Source organism: Gordonia amicalis (assembly GCF_022059885.1).
Lineage (GTDB): Bacteria > Actinomycetota > Actinomycetes > Mycobacteriales > Mycobacteriaceae > Gordonia > Gordonia amicalis.
Map to the genome: position 1 here is coordinate 1,887,895 of NZ_CP091855.1, position 21,019 is coordinate 1,908,913.

The window sequence follows — 21,019 nt, forward strand, 5'->3', positions numbered from 1 at the left end:
CCGCGTTTCTCGTCTAGCGACTTTGTCACCATAGCGGCCATTTACCGGCCACGCGCGAGGCGTCGGGCTCGTTTGTTTCAACAATTACTCGGTGCGGGCAATCCAGCAACTCGGTCGCGGACCCAGGTCGCCATAGCGGGACCAGGGTTGACGATATGCCCCTGCTGTTCTTGCCGGACACTCAGTACCCGATCCCCGGCCTCGCATGCGCGTCGAAGTGTGTCTTCCATCACATCAAGAGGGATGACGTTGTCGGCCGTGCCGTACATCGCGAGGATCGGCACCTTCGTCGCGGTGCGGGGGAGGGTATAGGCCGCGAGGCGCGCGTGCAGGGTCTGGGCGGCCTGCGGCGTCACGGCGCCCAGCGAGGTATGCGCCGGCACCGACAGCAACGACACCGCGGTGCGGTCATCGCCGCACACCGGCACCGCGGAGCTGTTCAGCGCGGAGAGGTGGTCGCCGGGTTTCACCGCCGGGTCGGCCTGCGAGATTCCGTGCACCACCAGCGGATACAGGTGCTGCTGAGCCCGCGTGAGGGTGTTCTCCTGCGCGCGTGTCGCGAAGTACCGGGGATCGAGCAGTGGCGCGACGGCCACGACGCCCAGTAGTTCGCCACTTCCGCCGCCGTAGCCGGCGAACTCCTCGGCGGTCGACCAGACCGCCGCGCCACCCTGCGAGCGGCCGGCGGCCAGCCAGCGCGGACTGATACCGAGACCTGCGGACTGGGCCGCGCGGGCCGCGTCGATGACGTTGAATGCGGCGGTGCGCGGTTCGAGATACGGGTGCGGCGCCTGACGGCCGGTACGCGTGCCGAGACCCTGGTAATCGGTGGTGACCACGGCATATCCCGCGTCGAGGAAATCCTGGACCGCGGTCAGGTCGCCGAACATGTCCGCCTGGTCCGACGGCGCGCAGTCGGGGGTGATGCCGGTGGTTCCGTGCGCATAGGCGATCAGCGGCCAGCCGCCGGCCGGGGGAGTGGAACCGGGAACGAAAACCGCGCCGCTCACCGAGGTCGTCGACCCGTCGACGCCGGACGTGGACCGATAGACCAGTCGTTTGGCGACGGTGCCGTACGGCAATGACCACGAGTCGGGAGCGTCGTCCGTCCGAACGATTTCCCCACGCTGCTCGACCGCCTCCGCACTCAGCACGACGCTCGTCGACGACGCCGTCGAACTCGGCGTTCCGGCCGTTGAATCACCCCCCGACGTCGACGCGCATGCCGAGATCCCCATCCCGAAAACGGACACGACGGCGACACATACGCCGGCGTACCGCACTCGCCCCCACCAGGAATTCACCCGAGAACGGTAACCCGTCGATTCGGGCGGTTTGCGTCGACGTATTCGTTGAATGATTCTGGGTGGGTGGAGTTATCCGTCGGGGTTCGGAGAACAGGTGTGGCGTCCGCTGATGGGCCGGTACTGGCCGACGCCGATCAGGCACGCGTGCCGAGTACTCGACGCCGCGCTGAACCGCCTGTGCCGCAGCATAATCCGCTGGCCGTGTCCGCGCCGGACGACGACGAGGTCTACGAGTATCTCGGTCCTCAGATGCGCTGGATTCAGCTGGTTCTGGCAGCTGCGTTTGTTCTGGTCTCCGTCTCGCTTGTCGCATTCGCGACGACCCACCCGTGGCTCACGCCGGTTCTGATCATTCTGCTCGCGAATGTGATCGGGAACACATTTTCATTGTTGACCGGCATGAACAAACGGCGGGTGACATGGTCGTCGCATCAGGAGCGAGTGACTTCCTGGAATCCGAGCGACGGCCGATATCCGAGCGTCGACGTCTTTCTGCCCACGTGTGGGGAAAGTCTGGAAATCCTGCGCAACACCTATGAGCATGTCGTCGCGATGAACTGGCCCGGGAAGCTGTTCGTCTATGTCCTCGACGACGCGGCGCGCGAGGAAGTTCACGATCTGGCAGCATCTTTCGGTTTCGACTATGTGGTCCGCCCGGACCGCGGGCACCTCCGTAAGGCCGGCAATCTGCGACATGCGTGCCGGATCAGTCATGGGGAATTGATCGTCATCTTCGACGCCGATTTCTGTCCCCGCTCCGATTTTCTCGGCCATTTGGTCCCCTATTTGGACGATCCGCAGGTTGCGATCGTGCAGAGTCCGCAATGCTTCGCCACCACCGAGTCGATGAACTGGATTCAGCGCACCGCCGGCGCGACGCAGGAGTTCTTCTATCGCTGGGTGCTGCCGTCGCGGGATCGGATCGGCGCGGCCAACTGCGTCGGGACGTCGGCGATCTACCGGCGCAGCGCGATCGAGCGGGTCGGTGGTTTCGCCGCGATCGAGCACAGTGAGGATCTGCACACCGGACGTCACCTCCAGCAGGCCGGCTACACGATCCGCTATGTGCCGGTGGTGTTGTCGCGCGGGCTGTGCCCGTCGGATCTCGCAGGCTTCCTCAACCAGCAATACCGCTGGTGTCAGGGGACGTTGACACCGGTGCAGAACAGCCGGTCGGTGGATCACCCGCAGCCCCAGACTTTCAGGCAACGCATCGCCCGATGGGCCGGCGTCCTGTACTACATCACCACTGCGATGAACGTCTTCCTGCTGTTCCTGCCGGGCGTGATCATGGCGGTCTTCTATCCCGAGGATGTGCGGCCCGCACAGCTGGTCCCGTTCCTACTCGGCTTGTGGGTGTATGTGGTGCTGTTCCCGCTGGTGTCGCGTACCCGCTGGCGCTTCGAGGCGCTCCGTATCCAGATGGCCTACAGCTACGCGCATGCGGTGGCGATCTGGCACAAGATCATCGGCCGTGAGATCGGCTGGGTGCCGACGGGCGTGATCGGCCAGTCGAACTCGCTGGCCCGCTCCATCGCCTGGCTCGGAGCCACGGTGCTCGGCGCGTCGTTGGTCGCGTTCTGGGTGTCCATCGTCTGGGACGTGATGGAGTACGGGCTGGCCCAGTTCTGGATGATGGTCGGCCTGATGCTCGCCTACACCTACCTGGCGTTGCCGCTGTTCGTCGAGTTCGTGAGAATCTTGCTGCCACGGCGTCGTTCGCGCGCAGCAGACGTCGAACCAGAGGAGATCGCAGCATGACGGCGATCGGTCCCGAACCCGACGACGCGCGCCCCGTAGCCCATCCCGAGCGCCCCAACCCGACGAACTGGAATCGCATCTCGGTGTGGGAGGTCGTCGGCTACACGCTGGCGATCCTGTTCATCGCGGCGCTGGCGCTCGGCTGGTTCGACATCATGCTCCCGTGGGACACCAAGTGATCGGCCGGGCGGGCTGATGCCGTACGAAGCCCCGACCCAGCCGATGCGTGCGCTGCAGGTGGAGTCCGACGCGGCGCCCACCTCGCCGATGCGGGCCGCGCCCACAACCTTCTTCGACGACATCGCCGGCCTACGCGGTGTCGCGGTGCTGCTTGTGGTGCTGTTCCACTCGCACGTTCCGTATCTGACCGGCGGTTTCATCGGTGTCGACGTCTTCTTCGTGATCTCCGGGTTCCTGATCACCGGCCTGCTGGTCCGCGAGTACGAGCGGCACGAGCGGATCTCGTTGCGCGGCTTCTTCGCCCGCCGTGCCCGTCGCATCATTCCGCCGGCCGCGCTGGTGATCGTGGTGTCGATCATCGGCGCCGCGATCTTCATGCCGCTGCTGAAGGTGTTCAAGCAGGCGCTCGATCTGCTCGCCGCGGCGGCACAAGTGGCCAACTGGCATTTCATCCAGCAGAACGCCGACTACCTGGCCGGCGCGATCGACGGCAGCCTGGCGACGCACTTCTGGTCGCTCGCCATCGAGGCTCAGCTGTACTTCATCTGGCCGTTCCTGGTGATCGGCGCGGGTGCACTCGCGACCCGGACGCGGCTGCGGGAGCGTCTCTCGGTTCGCTGGTCGGTCGGTATCGCGGTGCTGGTGGTCAGTGTGGCGTCGCTGGTGTGGGCGATCGTGCTGACGCCCACCGATCCCGCGACCGCCTACATGGCCACCTACACCCGCGCCTGGCAGTTCGGCGTCGGTGGTCTGGTGGCGATCGGCCTGCCGGTGCTGGCGCGGTTCGGCGCTCGGCGCGCGGGTGGCCCGGTTGCCCTGGTCCTGGGTTGGGCCGGCCTTGCCGGCATCGTCGTCGCGGCTTTCATCGTGAACGCCCACACGCCCTATCCCGGTACTGCGGCGCTGCTCCCGACCGCGGGTGCCGCGCTGGTCATCGCCTCCGGTTGTGCGGTCGGTTCGGGTTCGGTGTTCGTCGGACGACTGCTGGCGACGCCGCCGCTGAAGTTCCTTGGCCGGGTGTCGTATGCCTGGTACCTGTGGCATTGGCCGGCGATCGTGCTGTACGAGGCGGTCGTCGGGTCGTCGAGCTGGCCGGTGCTGCTGGCCGTGTCGGCGGGATCGCTGGTGCTCGCAACGATTTCGACGCTGCTGTTCGAGGAGCCGCTGCTACACAATCGCGAGCTCAAACGCAATGATTCGGCGTCGATCTCGCTGGGGTTGACGGGCGTGGTCGCGGCCCTGGCGGTCACGATGACCGCTGGTGTGATCACCGTGCAGGTGGCCAGTCGCGACACGGTCGCGAACGCGTCGCTCACGTATCAGTCGGTGTTCGGGACCGACAGCGGTGAGCAGTCCGGCCCGGTGACGCCAAACCCGTTCCAGGCGTTCGACGACAGGCCACAGCCGTTCGAGTGTCTGATTCCGGTGGGGGACACCGAACCACGCGAGAACTGCGTCTTCGGTCCGGCCAACGGCATCCCGGTGGTGCTTTTCGGCGACAGTCACGCCGATCAGTGGGCGGAGGCGATCCGCAACATCGGCGCCGACCACGGCTGGCGGGTTCACCAGTTCACCAAGGCCGCCTGCCCCGCCCAGCACCTGCGGCCGCAGTCCGGCATCCCGGACCCGTATGTGAAGGCGGACTGCCAGGAGTGGCGCGAGGAGACGCTGAAGCGCATCGCCGAGGTGGGTCCGCGGATCATCTTCGTCTCGTCGCTGTCGACGTATGTGCCGGATCGTGTGGTTGCCGAGGCCGCGTGGACGCACACGATGATCCAGTTGCGGAACACCGGCGCCAAGCTCGTGTACATCGCCGACACGCCCTACCCGGGTTTCCAGGTGGCCGATTGCATCTCGGGCTCGATGGACGACTGGTCCAAATGCGAGTTCAACTTCGACGACTACCCACGCATCGAACCGATCACCGACGCCGTGTCACGTAACGAATATCGGGATGTCACGACGCTGAGCGTCAACGACCTGCTGTGTGAGGGCAACTCGTGTTTCGCTGCACACAACAAGATCCTCTTCTACCGCGACGACTCGCATCTGACGGCCACCGCAGCGCGGGTCCTTGAGCCGGCGCTGCGCGCGCAGCTGGATAAGCAGAGGTTCGACTACAACGCGAGGTGAGCGCCTCTCGCTCCCTTCGCCAGTTGAGTAGGGGAGGAGCGCAGCGACGACCCCACCCGCCGGTTGAGTAGGGGAGGAGCGCAGCGACGACCCGTATCGAAACCGCGTCCCTCGTTCCCTGAGGTGCGACGAGCGTTAGCGAGGAGCCGGCCCTATAGCTTGTCAAGGGTTCCGAGGCCGGTGGTGAGGTCGCGGAACACTTCGCGGGCGATGTAGCGCTTGAGACAGCGGATGATGTCTTTCTTCGTTTTGTGTTCCGCGGAACGCCGCTCGACGTAGGCGCGGGTGGGTGCGTGGGATTGCATCCGGCCGACCGCGATCATGTGCAGAGCACTGTTGGCTTGCCTGTCTCCACCCCGATTGAGGCGGTGACGGCTGGTCTTGCCCGAGGACGCCGGTAGGGGTGCGGCGCCGACGAGTTTGGCAAACGTCGCCTCGGTGCGCATCCGCTCAACGTTGTCACCAGCGGTGATCACCAGTCGTGCGGCGGTGACCGGTCCGATCTGCGGTCGGGACAACAGGGTCGGCACCACCGTGGCCAACAGCCTGTCGAGTTCGCGGGTCAACGAACGGACCTCGCGTCGGGCGAGTCGGTGACGCTCGAGTAGTGAACGCGCGGCACGCACGAACGCCGCGGCCGGCCCGGACAGATCACCCTTGTCCGCCGGTACCGGTAGACCCGCGATGAACGCTGCCCGCGCAGCGATGGTGCGTGCCTGGCGGGCCTGGTCGGCGAACTCCACTGGTGCGGTGGTGCACAGGTCACGGATTTGGTTACCGATCCGGGTGGCCTCTTCCACCGCCGAAGTCCGTGCCAGGGTGAGCATTCGGACTGATTCGACCGCGCCGCGGGTGTCTTTGGCGACCGCGGTGGCGCGGCCGGTGATGACCGCCATCGCCGCGGCATATGCGTCGAGTTGATCGGTCTTCCCGTGGGCGTAACGGCGCGGTAGGTCCGGGGCGTTGACCTCGATCACCGCGACCCCCTGATCGGTGAGCATGCGGGTCAATCCGGCCCCGTAGGAGGCGCTCGACTCCACCGCGGCGTGCTCGATCCGGCCGAAACCGCAGGCCCACTGCCACATCTCGGTGTAGCCGGCAGCGGTGGTCGGGAACTCTCGATCGGCCAGCGGGCGGCCGTCGGCGGCGACCATGGCGGCGTGGTGGGTGCGTTGATGGGTATCTACGCCCAGGACCACCGCTTGCGTATCGATCATGGTTGGGGTCATCGTGGTGATGTCTCCTTCACACTCGTGTGTTGGATGACCTCACCGGGGCGGGTGGACAGGACAGTGAAGAGTCACGGCCCACCAGCCAGACAGGGTCCTAATCAAGTCACACCCGCCCCGGCCCTCAGGTCTCATGGCGTGGGTAGCCGACCGGAGGTTTCGGGCCGACACATCTCGCTCATTGACAGCAACCGTCAGCCTCGAAGTAAGTCAGACCCAGACCCGGTCGACCACCCACACCCATTCTCACTGCCTCGAAGGGGCAGGCGACCGGACGAATCAAACTCCCGCCCCAAACCACCACCTACTCCTCGTACCGTCGGCGTTCTCGGGTGCGCGTAACAGTGACTGCGGCTATTACAACTCCGACGATCGCAAGGATGTCGGACTCCGTAAAGCCGTGAGAAAGCGTGAAGGACACCAGTACCCGCCCTTCGATCGGACCATTCCCGAGCACCCACGCCACGGAGAGTACGGCGAGCAGAGCTGCCGCGCGGTAGGTCGGCCGCGCCAGGCACCACGCTCCGGTCACGAATAGGAGGTTCAGGAGCACCAGCGCGTGGAATGCCGATGGGTCGACGGGGTGGCCAGGCATCCGATCAGTATCCCTGCCGCGCTTGTGCCCCCATGCCGGGGGACATTGCCAGGACCGCCGAGCTCAGAACGCCCGACCCCTTGCCAGGATTTCGAGCAGGTAGTCGCCATATCCCGACTTCTGAAGCTTTACCGCGCGTGACCGAAGTTCTTCATCGCCAATAAACCCTTGGCGCCATGCAATTTCCTCTGGCGCGGCGATCTTCAAACCCTGTCTCTGCTCGACCGTGCGGACGAAGTTTCCGGCGTCGAGGAGGCTGTCGAAGGTTCCGGTGTCGAGCCAGGCGGTCCCGCGAGGCAAGACTCGCACGGACAACTTCCCCTGCTCGAGGTAGTGGGCGTTGATGTCGGTGATCTCGTATTCGCCGCGTGCGCTGGGTTTCAGGTTGCGGGCGATCTCGACGACGTCGTTGTCGTAGAAGTACAGACCCGGGACTGCCCAGTTGCTCTTCGCCTGGGCCGGCTTCTCTTCGAGGGAAATTGCGTTGCCGTCGGGATCGAACTCAACCACGCCGTAGGCCTCCGGATTGGACACCCAGTAGGCGAAGACGGCTCCACCGTCGATGTTTTCGAATCCTTGAAGCTGGCTGCCCACGCCCGGTCCGTAGAAGATGTTGTCGCCCAGTACGAGTGCGACCGACTCGTCGCCGATGTGGTCGGCGCCGAGGGTGAAGGCCTGGGCGAGGCCGTCGGGTGAGGGCTGGGTCTTGTAGGTGAGGTTGATGCCGAACTGGTCGCCGTTGCCGAGCAGTCCCTGGAAGGCGGGCGCGTCGTGCGGGGTGGTGATGACGAGGATGTCGCGGATACCGGCGAGCATCAGCGTGGAGAGCGGGTAGTAGATCATCGGCTTGTCGTAGACCGGGACGAGCTGCTTGCTCACACCCTGCGTGATCGGATGCAGCCTAGATCCCGTTCCACCAGCCAGAATGATGCCCTTCATGTGTGCAGGCTAAACGCCCAATGCGACATTCGCAGAACTAGATAGGTAGTCTGTGACAAATTCCGCAGAACAATGGTCGGATTTTTTCGCTTCCGCATTTCGTTAATTGAGTGAAGGATTCTTCATGCGTGTTCTCGTGACCGGTGGTGCCGGTTTCATCGGCGCCAACTTCGTGCTGCGCACGCTGGCCACCCGCCCCGAGTGCTCGATCCGGGTGCTGGACAAACTCACCTACGCCGCCAACCCCGAGACCCTGGCCCCCGTCGCCGACCGGGTCGAGCTGATCGAGGGCGACATCGCCGATGCCGCCCTGGTCCACCGACTGGTCGGCGAGGCCGATCTGGTGGTGCACTTCGCCGCCGAATCCCACAACGACAACTCCCTGGCCGACCCCTCGGCGTTCGTGCACACCAACCTGGTGGGCACCTACACCCTGCTCGAAGCCGTCCGCGCCCATCAGGTGCGCTATCACCACATCAGCACCGACGAGGTCTACGGCGATCTCGACCTCGACGACCCGGCGCGTTTCACCGAAGCCACCGCCTACAACCCCTCGAGCCCGTACTCGTCGACCAAAGCCGGCTCCGACCTGCTCGTGCGCGCCTGGGTGCGCTCCTTCGGCGTGGCCGCCACCATCTCCAACTGCTCCAACAACTACGGCCCTTACCAGCACATCGAGAAGTTCATCCCCCGCCAGATCACCAACGTGCTCTCCGGGGTACGCCCCAAGCTCTACGGCGACGGCCGCAACGTGCGCGACTGGATTCACGTCGACGACCACAACGACGCGGTGTGGACCATCATCGACCAGGGTCGGATCGGCGAAACCTATCTGATCGGCGCCGACGGCGAGGTCGACAACCGCACCGTCGTGGAAACCATCCTCGAACTCCTCGGCCAGCCCACCGACGCCTTCGACTTCGTCACCGACCGCCCCGGCCACGACCGCCGCTACGCCATCGACTCCACCCGCCTGCGCACCGAACTCGGCTGGCAACCCAACTACGTCGACTTCCGCGCCGGCCTGGCCGCCACCATCGACTGGTACCGCGACAACACCAGCTGGTGGCAACCCGCCAAAGACGCCGTCGAACAGAAATACGCCGCGACCGAGCGCACTACTCGTTGAGCAGCTTAGTTATGTGTCCACGCTGCGAGGCTCTCGCGAAATGCTCTGGCGCTCAGCGGAGACGAGTTGAATCGCCAGTCCCGTTCTTTGTCCATCTGGAACCAGATAAATGCAGCCACGCGGTCGTTCGTCCCAATGACTGTAAAGAAATCTCGAATCCATTGTGGCTTGAGGTTTGACTGGTCTCCCTCCGCGCACCCGACCTCAGTAATCAAAATTGGATGTTCCGAGTCGAGCTGGGTGAGTGTTGATAAGCTCTTCGTGAAGAGTGTGTGCGCGGACTGCCACTGGTGTCCGGCAGTTTCACCCCAGTTGTAGCCGTCAAGTCCGAGGTAGTCCACTAGGTGGCTACCGGGAAAGCACTCGGCAAAACCTTGAGTGCCGTCGGTCACTACGTTCGGGGCCCACACGAAGCTGACATTAGATGCTTGCGACGTCACGATGGCGTGGATACGAGCCCAGACCGCTTTGAAATCACCTGGCGTGTTCCCATTTGTCCCGATTGACCACGGATACCAGTCACCGTTCATTTCCTGAGCCACTCTCACCAAGACTGGATGGCCCCAGCGGGCTAGTTCCGCCCCCCAGCGACGGAAGTCGGCATCGAGAACACCAGTGAGCAAACGCTGGAGGCTGAAGAGAGGTTGATCTGAGCCTGCAGTCGGCTCCCAAGGTTCGAGTGTGACCACTGGGGTCGCGTCGGCAGCACGTATCGCGTTAAGCTCGGCGACGGGCAGGGTGTCGCCGACTGCGCAGAAGATGTGCAGGTAGGCGGCTTGGGAACCCGCCAGAACTTTAAGACGTTCGACCGGCGAACTAGGCCCTGCCGGGGTTCCAGTAATCGTCGGGAGAAACGCCCCCCAAGAAGGAGAACGAAATTGAGACGGTGGCCCACTCCGTTCTGTGCTGCAGCCGAAAACTAGCGTCGAACTCAGCGCAATGCAGCTCGCGCGGAGGAAGGTCCGTCTAGATGGCAGGCCCGCTCCACGGGCTGCCGAAAGTGGCGAGTCCACGACCGAATGCTAGTCGACGCGCGATGTGACGGTGTCGGCCCCTGTCTAGCCATCCCAGCTACGTACGTTGCGGCGCGCCTTCTTGTGGTTCGGCCGTGCGCTTTCGCCCGAGTGAAGCCGGAGGGCCAGATTGCTGTATTGCTCAGCAACTTCGTCCCACGTGTAGTTGCGTGCCGCGTGCTCGCGTACAAACCGAGAGATCTTCTCGACCCTCTCCGGCGCTGCTTCTGCTGATTCGAGCGCCGACGCGACGTCGTCGGGGTTGCGGAAGAACCATCCCTGGCTGTCCACAACTGCTTTGTTGAACGACACGTCGAACGCGACGACGGCTGTGCCAGCGGCGATTGCGCGCAAAAGCGAAGGGTTGGTACCACCTACAGAGTGCCCGTGCACGTAAGTGAAAGCATGGAAGTACAGCGCGTCGAGAAGGTCCTGATCATACACCGCTCCGAGTAGGTGGATACGGTCGTCATTCTCGGCAATCAGCTGGATCTCGTTCGTGTAGTCCTCTGCGTAAGGGGCCGAACCTACAACAACGAGCGGAAGTGAAGACTTGGACTTCGTATAACCAGCCACAATCTCACGGACGTGGTTCTCAGGCTCGAACCGGGCGACCACCAGGTGGTACGCACCGGGGCTGAGCCCAAGTTCCCGCACTCCGATATCGTCGGCATGCACCAGCTGGGGCGCACCGTACTTAATCAACTCGGTCTCTGCGCCAAACTGATGACTGTAGTATTCCGCGATTCCAGGTGAGTCTGCAATGAGCGCGTCGGCGGTTCGAACTCCGAACAACTCGGCCGTCCTGTAGAACTTCTTACCAACGGGTCCCCACTTGCTTCTGCGCCACTCAAGACCGTCCATATGCAAGGCCACAGGTACGCGCAGCGCACGAAGTGCGGGTAGAAACGGCGAATTCGCTGCGTTGAAAACGAACGCAACGTCAGGACGGTGTCGCAAAGAGTGTCCCACCGAGAGCGCAGTGTGGCTGAGCGTCTCTAGCGACTTCTTGTGCACGGCGGGAAGCTGGACTCGGTCCATCCCAAGGTACGTACTATCCGTTGCGTTCCCTCCGCGGCAGTAGACAGTCACGCGATGCCCAGATGATGCCAGTCGCTTACCAATTTCCTCAACGGCAGTTTCAAACCCGCCATATGCCGCCGGCACCCCGCGGGTTCCCATCAGTGCGATATGAAGTGGAGTCTTGTCAGGCCGGCTCAATTCACGCATCTGACGATTATGACTGACAATCGTCATTTTGGCTCTGTCGGGTGTCGTCTCCGGCGCTGAGGTTTAAGATCCTGGTGGAGTATGCAGCAGCGTGGAGTTAATAGGAAGGTTAACTCCAGATGCATTTGCTCAAATCCCAACTCGCAGGCGTTGAGTGTGCAGCCTTGGCGAGTAGGTCTTAGGTATGCGGCCCTGGGTGAGCGCCATGATCTCGAAAGATCCAGTCGGACAGCCATTTCGGGTGCAAGCAACCGACACCGAATGTCGGATGCGCGCAGATCGTACACCACCGCAGAGGGTGGCGCCCGCCAGGACGGCCGCCCTGTGGTACGGCGCCGACCGCCCGGACCAAAATGCATTCTCAAGTTGTGTGAAAGGATCGCCTGAAATACCCTCGACGGGTCCGGTCCGCACAGTTCGATGCGGAATATGGGCTCGCAATTTGCACTACCCACTTCTTAGCCCAAAGAATTTAGGCTAGCTAACTCCTTGTAGCAGATTCTTCGGAAGGCAGGCGAGGTGCCACAGATCGATGCCTACGACAACGACGGCTTCAACCGCCGTAGCAGTGCGCTTGGTACACCGCTCGCTGGTCGGCCGGTTTTGGACAACGAGCGACTACCTCACCGCTCTCGGTCGTGGGTGCATTCATACCTAACAAGGCTGGCATGGTCTGATGCCGTAATTGTCGTATTTGCGGTGGTGCTTGCGCAGTTAGTCAGGTTTGGCGCTGACGACGTGCTGGTACCTAACGGGGCGACGCGTGTACCGGCAGGCGTGGTCTCGGTGGCACTAGGCGCTGCGTGGCTGATTAGCCTGCGCGCATTTCAGACAGTCGACCGGAGGGTGATCGGTTCGGGTTCGCAGGAGTACAGCCGAGTGTTGAGCGCTAGCTTGACGGTCTTCGGCGCCCTGGCGATGATGGATCTACTGTTTCGTCTGAACATAGCAAGAGGCTTCCTGGCGCTCGCGTTTCCGCTCGGAACTCTCGGACTCCTAAGCTCAAGGTGGTTGTGGCGCCGGCGCCTGTCTCGCCAGCGCATACTCTCTCACAACCTCGAACGAGTGTTGGTTGTCGGGAGCTCGGCGTCGGCCTCCCCGGTAATTGAACGACTAATAGAAAAGCCTGAACTAGGGTTCCAAGTTGTCGGACTATGTGTTCCGAGCGGTAGACAGCATGGCGGACCGGTCGTCGTGAAGGACCTCAGGGTGCCGATAGTCGGGACCTTCGATGACGTGTATCTAGCGGTTCGAGAGTCGGGTGCTACGACTGTCGCAGTTACATCAGCCGAAGCTCTTGGGCACCAAGCGATGCAAGCGTTGTCATGGGATCTCGAAGGGCTCGACGTGGATATGGTCGTTTCACCTGGGGTCACAGACGTTGCCGGGCCACGGATGATGGTCAGGCCGGTGGCAGGGCTGCCTCTTCTCCACATTGACAAGCCTCGTTACGAAGGCGCGAACAAGTTCTTGAAGGCCGCGGTCGACAGAATCGGGGCGGTGGTCATTCTTCTAGCTCTTGCGCCCATATTCGTCGCTATCGCGGTGGCCGTGAAGCTCGATTCTAGTGGCCCGGTTTTCTACCGGGCGACAAGGGTTGGCATCAACAACAAGCCATTCAAAATGTGGAAGTTCCGCTCGATGGTGGTGAATGCTGACCAACTGAAGGCGGAGCTACGCGCTGTCGACGAAGGTGCAGGTCTGCTGTTCAAGCTACGTGATGATCCTAGGGTCACTCGGGTCGGATCATTCATTCGTAGGTACAGTTTGGACGAATTGCCGCAGTTGTTGAATGTGCTCGGCGGCACCATGAGCTTGGTCGGTCCTCGACCGCCGCTATCCTCCGAGGTTGAGCAATACGACGGCCGAGTTGCACGCAGAATGCTCGTCAAGCCTGGGATGACCGGGCTGTGGCAGGTATCGGGACGCTCGGACCTTTCATGGGAAGAATCGGTCCGGCTTGATCTTTCCTACGTTGAAAACTGGTCGATCATGCAGGACGCGCTCATCCTGTGGAAGACCGTCTACGCAGTCTTCGCGAAGGAGGGAGCGTACTAGCGGTGACAAAAGATGTCACCCAGCCAACCCGCAAGCCCTATTGGGTTGGTGTAGGCGGAGGTCCGCTAGCCAAATCTGGCGTGAGCACAGCGTGTGTGCGTCTAGCAAACCTCGAACCCGGAGTCGACGGTATCGGGCACTCGCCCTTATAGAGTGAGGAGCGTCGCGTCGACGAAGGGCAGGGCACCTTTCAAAGAGTGGCGATTGTTTGTTCCAAGTGTGAAGGTATGGAGCGCGGTGAAGATTCTTCTTCTGAATAAGTACTGGCGTCACGCTGGCGGCGTTGAGGTTCATGCTTTCGAGGTCGAATCATGGCTAAGGCAGCGTGGGCACACCGTTATTCCTTTCGCAATGCGTGAGGACGAAACTGCGCCAAATGACTATCTCGATCATTTTCCGAAGTCGGTAGAACTTCGCGGTACGTCGTTGAAGCAGTCAATTGAAGGAACGGACCGAGCGGTCCGTTCCGCGGACTCGAGGCGCGCTCTTAGGGAGCTAATAGAAACTGAGAAGCCGGACGCTGCCTATGTGCTGCATATTTACCATCAATTGGGTATGTCATTACTAAATGAGTTGCATACGGCAGGTATTCCTACTGTGCTGAGTCTTCACGACTATAAAATAGTTTGTCCCAACTACCGGCTATTTTCTGAGAGAACCGGTCAGATCTGCACAAAGTGTCTAGACCAATCGATGGGATTCGCGTATAACCCCGTGGTCGAAAAGTGCTGGAGCGGAAGCGCCACTGCGGGAGCGGCGCTCTCACTCGAAGCCGTTGCAACTAGGCTACGTCGGAGTTATCGACTGCCAGGGGCGGTTACAATTCTGAACAGCCTGCAGCGGAGGTCGGCGATCCGGGCCGGGGTCGATCCCGATCGACTTATTCGCGTACCCCATCCTGTGAAACTGGGCACTGTACGACCTGCACCATCCTCAACTGCGCGATTCCTCTACCTTGGAAGGCTTGTGCCGGAAAAAGGCGTCGATATTCTAATTCGGGCCGTAGCAGCTGCGGATCAGAAGTTGACAATCGCCGGTGATGGCAGAAGCAGGCAAGACCTTGAAGAACTCGCAGCCGAATTGGGTGCGAACGTAGAGTTCGCTGGAACAATTGAACGGGACCGAGTGGCCGACTTGATGCGGTCGTCACGCGCGCTGATCGTGCCTTCGATATGGCACGAAGTCAGCCCGCTGGTGGTATTCGAGGCGATCGCAAACGACGTACCGGTCATTGCAAGCTCGGTCGGAGGGATGGTAGACCAGCTCGAGGATAATCGCGGATTCTTGGTCCCGCCCGGGGATGCGGAGGCGCTCGCGAATACGCTTTCGGCCGTGGCCTCAGATGAGAGGGGAGCTCAGTCACGGAGCGCGCGGGCAAGGAGATATGCCGGAGACGAATGGACCGAAGAGAAGTGGTCGCAGAATCTAGTGAGGGCTTTTGAGCTAGCTGGGGCGAGCGTATGAGTCCGTTCCGGTTCGTCGGATTTCTTGCGGCGATTGTAGGATTTGCGGGGCTCGTCGTATCTTTAACATTCGGTGATCAGGAGCTGCTGTATACTATATTTCTTCTGGAATCCTTCCTGGTTCCGGTTCTCTACCTTCTTGGAGCGAGGATATATGGCGAGCCTATTGACATAGTTTCTCCGTATGTGCTGCTCCCCGTGACGGTTGGCGTCGTTTTCGGTAGTGCTCCCGCACTACTCGCGGCGGCCGACTTGGAAAGTTCTGCTTATCAAGTGACCTGGGCGCTAACGGTCGGAATGACGGGTTATTATCTGGGGGCCGGGATAATCACAGTCCGTACGACTGGGCGCCTACCAAGGATGAAGGCACGGCGACTCGAGTCATGTCACCTTCGGCCAGGAGTTCTGTACCTGACGTATGGGCTCGGTGTTGTGGCAATGCTTGCCTACTGGGTACGTGCTGGTGGTATCCCTGTATTCGCCGCAGATCTAGAAAACGCAAGACTAACAGCGCTTACCGGTTCGGGAGTGCCTTTCTATATGTCGTTCTTGATGATGGTTGGTTACTGGCTCATGCTTGCGCCGCGTTCACCGGTCTCTTCAGGGACGCGATGGATTCTGTTCATTCTGACAGTGTTATTGCTGGCGAGTACGGGATGGCGAAACACTGTGTTCGCCTTTGTGGTTCTAACTCTGCTAATTCAGCACTATATCAAGCCAATCCGTACCCCCGTTATCTTCGGGGCGGGAGCGGCCGCAGTACTTGGTGCGGTAGCAGTAGGCTTGTATCGTGTGCAGTCTTCCAACCTGACTAATTATGCTACGTACCAACTGGTGGCATCTTCGGACTATTTGGGCGCGACGCGGGTTTATCTGTCAACCTACTTCGACGCATTTGCGCGTAACCTCGCGACTGTATTTGATATCGTCCCGTACAGCATGCCGTACCAGCATGGGAAGTCTTTTATTTGGAATTTCTTGGCGTTGGTTCCTGGAAGTAGCCTTGAACCGTTCGACTTTAAGCTCAAACAAGCGGCTGGACAGGGGTTCGCCGGCGGCGGTCTTCCTCCGACTCTTGTTGGCGAATTCTACGTGAATTTCGGTACCGCGGGAATATTCGTCGGGATGATGGTGATCGGTCTTCTTGCGGCGATATTTCATGCGGTAGCTCGCGGCACTACCAGCTATATCCTGTTAATCGTCGGCCTGATTGGTAGTTATTACATATTCGTCTCTGTGCGGGGAGGAATCGGCAACGTGACGCTCACGGTCACCTGGCTGATTCTATCGACCCTGTTAGTGTCCAGATTCGCGATGCGAAGCGCTATGCATACGACGAGCCCCGAACCGAAGCAGAGCGGGAAGAACCTTCATTCTCCTGTTGCGAGTTGTTGATGGAGACGGGAAACGACACGGATAGCTTTTCAGCTTCCCCCGCTACATCCGCCGAGCAGGACGCGGTGAAACGGACACTTGGCGACGGTACTGGATGCGAAGTGTCGGACGAGCGGGCGCGCACCAGGTCCGTAAGGCCGGCGCTGCAGCGGGCCGCAGTCGTCCTCGATCAGATCGCTTACAGTTGTTCGGGTTTTGCAACGACGATCCTCGCGGCCCGAAGTCTGGCGCTTGACGACTTCGGCATCTTCGTCCTGCTATACACTGCGGTGATTCTGGCCGTGGGTCTTCAACGTGCCTCAGTGGCTGAGCCGCTGATGGTTGTCACTGGTGACCAAACTGCTGGCGTGTCCTTAATTCGACGCGCCTTCTTTACAAGTCTTGCCTTCGGCGTCGTTACCGGAGCCGGGGTTTGCCTCGCCGTAATCAGTGTATTCGACGCCAGTGCGCTCGTTGGCGCCGTGTGCGGACTCAGCGTCTTGGGGCCGTTCGTCCAGGACGGCGTCAGGTATCTGCTTTATGTATCGCGCAGCTCCGTGTGCATGCTGATTTCGGATCTAATAAGCGGAGGCGCACAGATCTCTTTGTTGATCGCTACGACAGCTTTCATTGAGTCCACATACTGGCATGTCATTTGCACATGGGGCTTGGCGGCACTTGCGGGTCCTTGTCTCGTAGGTTGGCTAGTTCTGCGGTCCAGATTTCCTGATGGGGAGAACTCGGTTAGCCGGTATAAAGCGCTGCGAAGACCTTTTGGTGTTGACTATCTTCTGGGCATCTTGTCTCTCCAAAGCACCTTGTACGTAGCCACTGCAGTGTCCGGCGTGGGCGGGGCCGCAGCCTTACGCGGGTCAGATGCGTTGGTAGGGCCAGCCAGGGTTGCGCTGCAGAGTCTGCCGGCTGTGGTGCTGAGGAAGTGGTCGACTTCAGCAGGAGCGCGGTCGCGTCAGCTTCTTCTGGTATCAGGAGTCATCTGCTTTGGCACGGTTGCGTGCGCTTTCGCTGCTGCGTCCTTGCCTGAGCGTATTGGCAGTCGGCTTATGGGGGCGAGCTGGAGTGTGGTCGCACCCGTGCTGCCCTGGGTAGTTCTGTCGTTGGCGCCCATAACCCTGACGGTACTTTGCAGCCTCGCGATGAAGTCCCTGTCCGCGGGGAGAGTGCTAGTCAGGTCGCGGTTGCTCTCGGTACCGGTCACGCTGACTTGTGGCACTGTAGGTGCGGTCATGGGCGGAGCCCAAGGTGCGGCGATTGGCTCTCTTCTCGGATCGTGTATTGCCGCATCCATCTTCTTTCTCTCATTGGCGATGCTCGAACAAACACACAAAGGCGGAATCGCTCATGTATGAGGTGAACCGGACACTGGTCACGGAAGCATATAGTGCTTCAAATATTGGAGATCTCGAATTGGTTAGGCGCAGTGTTGAATACGCCTTGCGTGGTAGTTCCGACGTGCGATGCCTGGCGGTCGACCCTGATTCGTTCACAGGTCACCTTTGCGTTCCTGTGCAGGATCGGCTGTTCCCGAGACTACGGTTGCTAAAGGGTCCTAGGATCGGGAGTGTCTGGACCTTAAGTGTGTGGGCCTTCCAAGTTCTGGTGATGTCGACGATAGCCTGGCTTCCATATGGCGCTAGGCGGAGTGCGAGTGAAGCAGCGTGCAGATTTGGACTAGCGCCGAAGGTTGCGGAAGAGTACTTAAATTCTTCAAGGGTGCTGGCTGTGGGGGGCGGTTACCTAGGCGATCAATATCAAAAAGAAACTGTAATGACGCTATGGACTTGGTGGTGGGCTGGTCGCATGGGCCTAGGCGTCGAAACCATGCCTATAAGCTGCGAGATTGAGTCCCGGAAACTTCGCTTTGTCGCACGTCTTCTAGGTCGTAGGGTGAAGTGGCGGGTTCGTGACTCGGCAAGTCTGTCTTCCCTGAGAAGGTGTGGGATTCCCAGCGAACTGGTACCGGACTTGGCTTTCGCGAACCATAGGGAGTCGTCTCAGCCGCGGGACCTAACTGTCGTAGCTTTGGTAGGTAGCGACTATCTTGGTGGGGAGGCCGTCGCCAGACTAGTCCGTGGAGTCGCGTTGGCGGTTAAAGAGCGAGACCTTCCGACACCGATTTCTATCGTCACGATGCACACTTCCTTATCGGGCACTAGTGTGGGCGGCGACCTCGACGTGGCGAATTTGTTGAAGAATCAGCTAAGTGAATGTGATGTGCCTGATGTTCAGATCAGTTCCCTGACATCCTTCGATGACGTCTGCGTTCTGTGTGAGCGTGCGTCCGTAGTGATATCGGCGCGTATGCACGCTGGCATCGCTGCTCTTTGTGCTGGCGCGCGGGTCGGTATGCTTGCGTACGAGGAGAAGCATTTCTCGCTCATGCGTGATCTTGACTTGGGCGAGTATGTGATCCCGATTACTTCTGAATCCTCAGAAATTTCCGCGCTCGCTGGAAGGTTGGTTAACGCGGACTTCCGGCGGTTTCGCGAATCTGCGTCGCGGTATCGCACGCAGCTTATCGATGCTGAAATCGCATCAGTTTAATTGCAAGCTATTCCCTTAGTTCCTAATGGAGGTTCGGATGGATGTGGAAAGCACTTTTCAGCAGGATGGCGGACGCAGATTTGATTCGCTTCACTCCTTTGCCGACGAGGTACGCGCGGGGTGGTGGATTGTTGTAATAGGCGGGCTTCTAGGCGCTATTGCGGGATGTGTCGTTAGCTTCGCGATGACTCCACTTTACTCATCGAGCGCCACGATGTATGTGACCTCAGGTAGCGACGGAGACAGCCAGTCTGCGTATCAAGGTTCGCTGGCGTCGCAGCAGCGAGTCGCGTCGTATGCGCGCCTCGTAACCTCGGATGCAATTATTGAGGAGGCGTTGCAGTCCGCGCCATTGCCGATTACAGCGGAAGAGGCCAAGGAAGCCATCGTCGCTAGTGCAACGCCCCAGACAGTGTTGTTGTCAATTAAGGCGACCGACGAGGATCCGTTGATCGCAGCGACCCTGGTCAATGCCGTTGCAAAGGCGATGGCGTCATATGTCACCACTCTCGAGACTCCGTCGCTTGGGGGGGAGCCGCTCGCCAAAATGACCGTTGTAACTCCAGGTACTGTCGAGACGGAACCTGTGTCTCCTCGTGTGAAACAGAATGTGTTGATCGGCTTTGTTGTTGGGTTAGCCGCTGCGCTCGTGGTCATCTTGGCCCGGATGAGATTCGGAACCCAGATCCGCAGCAGTGAGGATGTTGAAGCGATCTTTGGGGCGGGCGCCTTGGGTGTTGTTTCTGCGGACGATGCGCTCGTTAACGCTGATATTATTGATTTTCACGGTGGACTAACTGGTACTGCTGAGCAGTACCGTAAGATTCGGACCAATCTTACCTTCGCGAACGTAGATAACTCTGTCCGAACCATTCTGGTATCTAGTCCGTCTCAGAGTGAGGGAAAGACCACCACATCACTGAACCTGGCAGCTTCACTGGCGGACCTCGGCAAGAAGGTTGTTCTCGTTGACGCAGATCTGCGAAGGCCTGCTGTTGCCTCGCGCCTGTCTGGTCTGAACGCGAGTGTAGGCCTCACTGACTATCTGCGCGACGCTGCGAGTGTTGGCGATCTCCTGCAAACGAGTACTGTGCCCGGACTGGACATCCTGACGTCAGGAGCGTTACCGCCTAACCCAGCTGAACTACTCGGGTCACGCCGGATGGGGCAGCTGGTTAGTGAACTGGGAACGTTGTATGACTATGTCATTCTCGACTCACCCCCCGTCCTTCCTGTTACGGATGCGGTCGTGGTGTCTCAGTGGGTGGACGGGGCGATCGTTGTCGTTCGCGCGGAATTGACGCGCAGGGAGGAGCTTGAATCCGCATTGACACAGCTAAGAGCTTCTCGTGTAGCCATATTGGGTGTTGTGCTGAACGGTGTGAGTGTGAATCGGAGGGAAGGCCAGTACAGTTATTATTCTGCGGATGCCAAGCTTCTCTCGAAGAGTGGCCCGTCCAGGTCGTCCGTTTCCTAGGAAGTCCCGAGCTGCTAGCGACGAAACCCGGAGCTGCTGAGGTCGCAAGCTTCGCGGCCATAGCGAAATAGCCCGCCCCCAGGTCTTGGGGGCGGGCTGTAGTCGTGTTTTTTTTCAAATCGGACTCCGCAGTTCGGCTGAGGTGCCCCAAGGTTTAGTTCCTAAGTGGGGGGTGCGAGGGCAGGGGCGGCTGGCTCGCAATGACTTAGGCGTGTGCGGGGCGGCCTCGAACTCTGCTGTGGCTGGTAGTCGATAGTCTCATGGAGGCGTTGCGGGTTGTACCACCAGACCCATTCGCAGGTGACCAACTCGACCTGCTCGACGGACGGTGCGCCAGGGTTGGCCCTCGCGGATCAGCTCGGTCTTGTAGGAAGCGTTGACGCTCTCGGTGATTGCGTTGTCATAGGAGTCGCCGACGGTGCCGACCGAGGGAGTGATACCGAAGCCGATCAGCCGGTCGGTGAAGGTAAGCGAGCCGCTCGGAACAGTGAGACCTGGACAGATCGGTATTCTCCTGCCACGCAGCATGTTGAAACCTGCAGAGGTAGTTGCTCGGTGCGTACGGTCGA

General features: G+C 60.6%; 16 protein-coding genes. 9 read left to right on the top strand and 7 right to left on the bottom strand.

Annotated elements, in window-relative coordinates; genetic code table 11:
• Positions 1–77: 77 nt before the first annotated feature.
• Positions 78–1,304, bottom strand: a complete 1,227-nt coding sequence (locus IHQ52_RS08695; protein WP_238064176.1) for an alpha/beta hydrolase — start codon at positions 1,302–1,304, stop codon at positions 78–80.
• 66 nt (positions 1,305–1,370) lie between these two features.
• Between IHQ52_RS08695 and IHQ52_RS08700 the strand changes: the two genes are divergently transcribed.
• From IHQ52_RS08700 to IHQ52_RS08710, 3 genes are read left to right on the top strand one after another with little or no spacing between them, the layout of a single operon-like run.
• A complete protein-coding gene (locus tag IHQ52_RS08700; protein WP_420871240.1) occupies positions 1,371–3,068 on the top strand; it encodes a glycosyltransferase family 2 protein in 1,698 nt (565 codons plus the stop codon).
• Positions 3,065–3,247, top strand: a complete 183-nt coding sequence (locus tag IHQ52_RS08705; protein ID WP_238064177.1) for a cellulose synthase (UDP-forming), glycosyl transferase family 2 — start codon at positions 3,065–3,067, stop codon at positions 3,245–3,247. Before IHQ52_RS08700 ends, IHQ52_RS08705 begins: the two co-directional genes overlap by 4 nt.
• Before the next feature lie 16 nt (positions 3,248–3,263).
• Positions 3,264–5,381 carry an acyltransferase family protein gene (locus IHQ52_RS08710; protein WP_238064178.1) on the top strand — a complete coding sequence of 706 codons (2,118 nt, stop codon included), beginning with the start codon at positions 3,264–3,266 and terminating at the stop codon, positions 5,379–5,381.
• Positions 5,382–5,533: 152 nt separating this feature from the next.
• On the opposite strand, the gene IHQ52_RS08715 is transcribed toward IHQ52_RS08710, so the two are convergent.
• The 3 genes from IHQ52_RS08715 to rfbA all read right to left on the bottom strand — a co-directional run bounded on the left by IHQ52_RS08715 (position 5,534) and on the right by rfbA (position 8,144).
• Positions 5,534–6,610 carry an IS110 family RNA-guided transposase gene (locus IHQ52_RS08715; RefSeq protein WP_338029771.1) on the bottom strand — a complete coding sequence of 359 codons (1,077 nt, stop codon included), beginning with the start codon at positions 6,608–6,610 and terminating at the stop codon, positions 5,534–5,536.
• A gap of 304 nt (positions 6,611–6,914) precedes the next feature.
• A complete protein-coding gene (locus tag IHQ52_RS08720; RefSeq protein ID WP_238064179.1) occupies positions 6,915–7,205 on the bottom strand; it encodes a hypothetical protein in 291 nt (96 codons plus the stop codon).
• Positions 7,206–7,268: 63 nt separating this feature from the next.
• A complete protein-coding gene (gene rfbA / locus IHQ52_RS08725) occupies positions 7,269–8,144 on the bottom strand; it encodes a glucose-1-phosphate thymidylyltransferase RfbA (RefSeq protein WP_238064180.1) in 876 nt (291 codons plus the stop codon).
• A gap of 124 nt (positions 8,145–8,268) precedes the next feature.
• On the opposite strand from rfbA, the gene rfbB reads away from it, so the two are divergent.
• On the top strand, positions 8,269–9,273 hold the full coding sequence (gene rfbB / locus IHQ52_RS08730) for a dTDP-glucose 4,6-dehydratase (RefSeq protein ID WP_238064181.1): 1,005 nt from the start codon (positions 8,269–8,271) through the stop codon (positions 9,271–9,273).
• Positions 9,274–9,278: 5 nt separating this feature from the next.
• On the opposite strand, the gene IHQ52_RS08735 is transcribed toward rfbB, so the two are convergent.
• Entirely contained in the window at positions 9,279–9,815 is a 537-nt protein-coding gene (locus IHQ52_RS08735) for a glycoside hydrolase family 26 protein (protein ID WP_238064182.1), read from the bottom strand.
• 516 nt (positions 9,816–10,331) lie between these two features.
• On the bottom strand, positions 10,332–11,543 hold the full coding sequence (locus IHQ52_RS08740; RefSeq protein ID WP_238064183.1) for a DUF1972 domain-containing protein: 1,212 nt from the start codon (positions 11,541–11,543) through the stop codon (positions 10,332–10,334).
• Positions 11,544–12,119: 576 nt separating this feature from the next.
• Between IHQ52_RS08740 and IHQ52_RS08745 the strand changes: the two genes are divergently transcribed.
• The 5 genes from IHQ52_RS08745 to IHQ52_RS08765 all read left to right on the top strand — a co-directional run bounded on the left by IHQ52_RS08745 (position 12,120) and on the right by IHQ52_RS08765 (position 20,450).
• Positions 12,120–13,574, top strand: a complete 1,455-nt coding sequence (locus IHQ52_RS08745) for a sugar transferase (protein ID WP_238064275.1) — start codon at positions 12,120–12,122, stop codon at positions 13,572–13,574.
• A 237-nt stretch (positions 13,575–13,811) separates the two neighbouring features.
• Complete coding sequence (locus tag IHQ52_RS08750) at positions 13,812–15,038, top strand: glycosyltransferase (protein WP_238064184.1); 1,227 nt, start codon at positions 13,812–13,814, stop codon at positions 15,036–15,038.
• Complete coding sequence (locus tag IHQ52_RS08755; protein ID WP_477190249.1) at positions 15,035–16,432, top strand: oligosaccharide repeat unit polymerase; 1,398 nt, start codon at positions 15,035–15,037, stop codon at positions 16,430–16,432. The genes IHQ52_RS08750 and IHQ52_RS08755 overlap by 4 nt, the downstream gene beginning before the upstream one ends.
• Positions 16,433–18,031: 1,599 nt before the next feature.
• Positions 18,032–18,973 carry a polysaccharide pyruvyl transferase family protein gene (locus IHQ52_RS08760; protein ID WP_338029772.1) on the top strand — a complete coding sequence of 314 codons (942 nt, stop codon included), beginning with the start codon at positions 18,032–18,034 and terminating at the stop codon, positions 18,971–18,973.
• Positions 18,974–19,010: 37 nt separating this feature from the next.
• Positions 19,011–20,450, top strand: coding sequence for a tyrosine-protein kinase domain-containing protein (locus tag IHQ52_RS08765; protein WP_238064185.1), 1,440 nt, complete (start codon positions 19,011–19,013; stop codon positions 20,448–20,450).
• A 258-nt stretch (positions 20,451–20,708) separates the two neighbouring features.
• Here IHQ52_RS08765 and IHQ52_RS23765 read toward each other — a convergent pair whose 3' ends face one another.
• Entirely contained in the window at positions 20,709–20,978 is a 270-nt protein-coding gene (locus IHQ52_RS23765) for a hypothetical protein (protein ID WP_420871241.1), read from the bottom strand.
• Between the last annotated feature and the right edge of the window lie 41 nt (positions 20,979–21,019).

Coding starts and splice junctions, on each gene's coding strand:
- IHQ52_RS08705 (WP_238064177.1), top strand. CDS start 3,065: ATGACGGCGATCGGTCCCGAACCCGACGACGCGCGCCCCGTAGCCCAT.
- IHQ52_RS08710 (WP_238064178.1), top strand. CDS start 3,264: ATGCCGTACGAAGCCCCGACCCAGCCGATGCGTGCGCTGCAGGTGGAG.
- IHQ52_RS08715 (WP_338029771.1), bottom strand. CDS start 6,610: ATGACCCCAACCATGATCGATACGCAAGCGGTGGTCCTGGGCGTAGAT.
- IHQ52_RS08720 (WP_238064179.1), bottom strand. CDS start 7,205: ATGCCTGGCCACCCCGTCGACCCATCGGCATTCCACGCGCTGGTGCTC.
- rfbA (WP_238064180.1), bottom strand. CDS start 8,144: ATGAAGGGCATCATTCTGGCTGGTGGAACGGGATCTAGGCTGCATCCG.
- rfbB (WP_238064181.1), top strand. CDS start 8,269: ATGCGTGTTCTCGTGACCGGTGGTGCCGGTTTCATCGGCGCCAACTTC.
- IHQ52_RS08740 (WP_238064183.1), bottom strand. CDS start 11,543: ATGACGATTGTCAGTCATAATCGTCAGATGCGTGAATTGAGCCGGCCT.
- IHQ52_RS08755 (WP_477190249.1), top strand. CDS start 15,035: ATGAGTCCGTTCCGGTTCGTCGGATTTCTTGCGGCGATTGTAGGATTT.
- IHQ52_RS08760 (WP_338029772.1), top strand. CDS start 18,032: ATGTCGACGATAGCCTGGCTTCCATATGGCGCTAGGCGGAGTGCGAGT.
- IHQ52_RS08765 (WP_238064185.1), top strand. CDS start 19,011: ATGGATGTGGAAAGCACTTTTCAGCAGGATGGCGGACGCAGATTTGAT.
- IHQ52_RS23765 (WP_420871241.1), bottom strand. CDS start 20,978: ATGCTGCGTGGCAGGAGAATACCGATCTGTCCAGGTCTCACTGTTCCG.